Here is a 1683-nt window from a genome sequence, read left to right as displayed (position 1 = left end):
ATTTAGTGAAACGTAATTTTAATGCTGATCATCCAAACCAACTATGGGTGGGTGACTTTACCTATATTCAAACTCATTCAGGCTGGGTATATACCGCATTTGTTATTGATGTGTTCTCACGAGCAATTGTTGGATGGAAAGTATCTACACGAATGAATACAGATATGGTGCTCAATGCATTGGAGCAAGCATTGCACGATCGAGGCATGCCAAAGAATGTGATTCATCATTCCGATAGAGGTGTTCAATATCTTTCTATTCGCTATACCAATCGTTTAGAAACAGCAAATTTACGAGCATCAGTCGGTACGACTGGTGATTCATACGATAATGCTTTGGCTGAAACGGTGAATGGCTTATACAAAACAGAGGTGATTGAATATCTAAAAGCAGATTGGCAAGGTTTAGCGGATGTACAACTTGCGACAATAAACTGGGTAGATTGGTTCAATAAAAAGCGTGTACACAGTGCACTGGGTTATGTATCGCCTTTTGAGTTTGAAGCAATGTACTATGATAAGATTAACCCGTTAGGTCAGGTGGCCTAACTTAAATAAAAAAGTCTCCGACAAACCCGGTACGGTTCAACTTGTGATTTGAATCTGCTGTTTTCAAAATCTGTCTTTCAGCTCGTTATGCAACAAAGCCGAACCGAATTAAAAATAGAAATGTAGTTGAGCTGGTGCTTGCTCATTTCTTTATTTTTAGTAATTGAGGTGAACATACTGTCAGTACATGGTAGTTATAAGTAACATGTAACTTTGTTCGCACAAAGATTTGAGTTATGCCAAGTGATGGATTGATTTGTACTTAAAATTTTAAGCTTATCCACTTGCTTTGCAAGCCACTACACTTTATTTACAATCCTATGTTGTGGAAGTAAGGGATCTTGTACTCGCCCAGTATGTTCAACTTGATTATATCTAAAGGACTATTAGGCATCAATCAAATCAATTTTCCAATTACTCGACTGAATCAACACATTTAAATCACGTAATTTAAGACTAATATCATCAGCTTGTTTTTGTAGTGATGAAACTGGAATAACTTTATGCCACTTTATTTCCCGCGTACTATAACGATCAGATTCACGAGATGTATTACTTATTGCTGCAGTTAGGGTTTTGTGCTGTTCTACAAATTCATCACGCAAAGTCAATAAAGCAAGTAAAGAACGACCATCATTTAATTTTGTTAAAGCATTAGTTTCATGAATTGCATAACTTAATTTTTGAAATTCTTGAATTAAAGCAAATACTTGTTTTAGTAGTTCATTTGGATCTTCAGATGGTTTATCACCATCTTGTACCAATACATTTGCATTGATACGTTGTTTTAGTGAAATAATTTTTTTTTGTTGATCACTTCGAAGTAAGAGAGCTTCTGCTAATTTCATTTTTCACCTATTAACCAATTAGAATTAAGTTTTAAGCAGCTAAGTAATTTTACAAATACTATATCCTCATTCTTTAAAAATCAAAAAAATTGATTTTTTATAATTTTCAGAGGTAGAAGTCTTATATTTTGTCATTAGGGTGTGTTGACACTTTTAGCTTAAAAAATAGCGAAGTAGTAAAATCAAATCGCCAAACCCAATTTTACTATTCGCTATGCCTCGTACCATGCTGACAGATCAACACTGGCAAAAGTTGAAAGTTATTCTGCGTAATTTATCCATTCACC

Annotated in this window: 1 protein-coding gene and 2 pseudogenes; 2 read left to right on the top strand and 1 reads right to left on the bottom strand. The window is 34.5% G+C overall.

Annotation, left to right across the window (positions count from 1 at the left end; translation table 11 throughout):
• Window positions 1-548, top strand: a pseudogene (locus FTV42_RS16700) (IS3-like element ISAba19 family transposase); the annotation flags it as partial.
• 386 nt (window positions 549-934) lie between these two features.
• Here FTV42_RS16700 and FTV42_RS16695 read toward each other — a convergent pair.
• On the bottom strand, window positions 935-1396 hold the full coding sequence (locus FTV42_RS16695; RefSeq protein ID WP_180039238.1) for a DIP1984 family protein: 462 nt from the start codon (window positions 1394-1396) through the stop codon (window positions 935-937).
• A gap of 214 nt (window positions 1397-1610) precedes the next feature.
• Between FTV42_RS16695 and FTV42_RS16690 the strand changes: the two are divergent.
• Window positions 1611-1683 (top strand): annotated as a pseudogene (locus FTV42_RS16690) (IS5/IS1182 family transposase); the annotation flags it as partial.

This window comes from Acinetobacter sp. YH16052, assembly GCF_013417155.1.
Classification (GTDB): domain Bacteria; phylum Pseudomonadota; class Gammaproteobacteria; order Pseudomonadales; family Moraxellaceae; genus Acinetobacter.
This window is presented reverse-complemented; position numbering and strand designations above follow the sequence as displayed.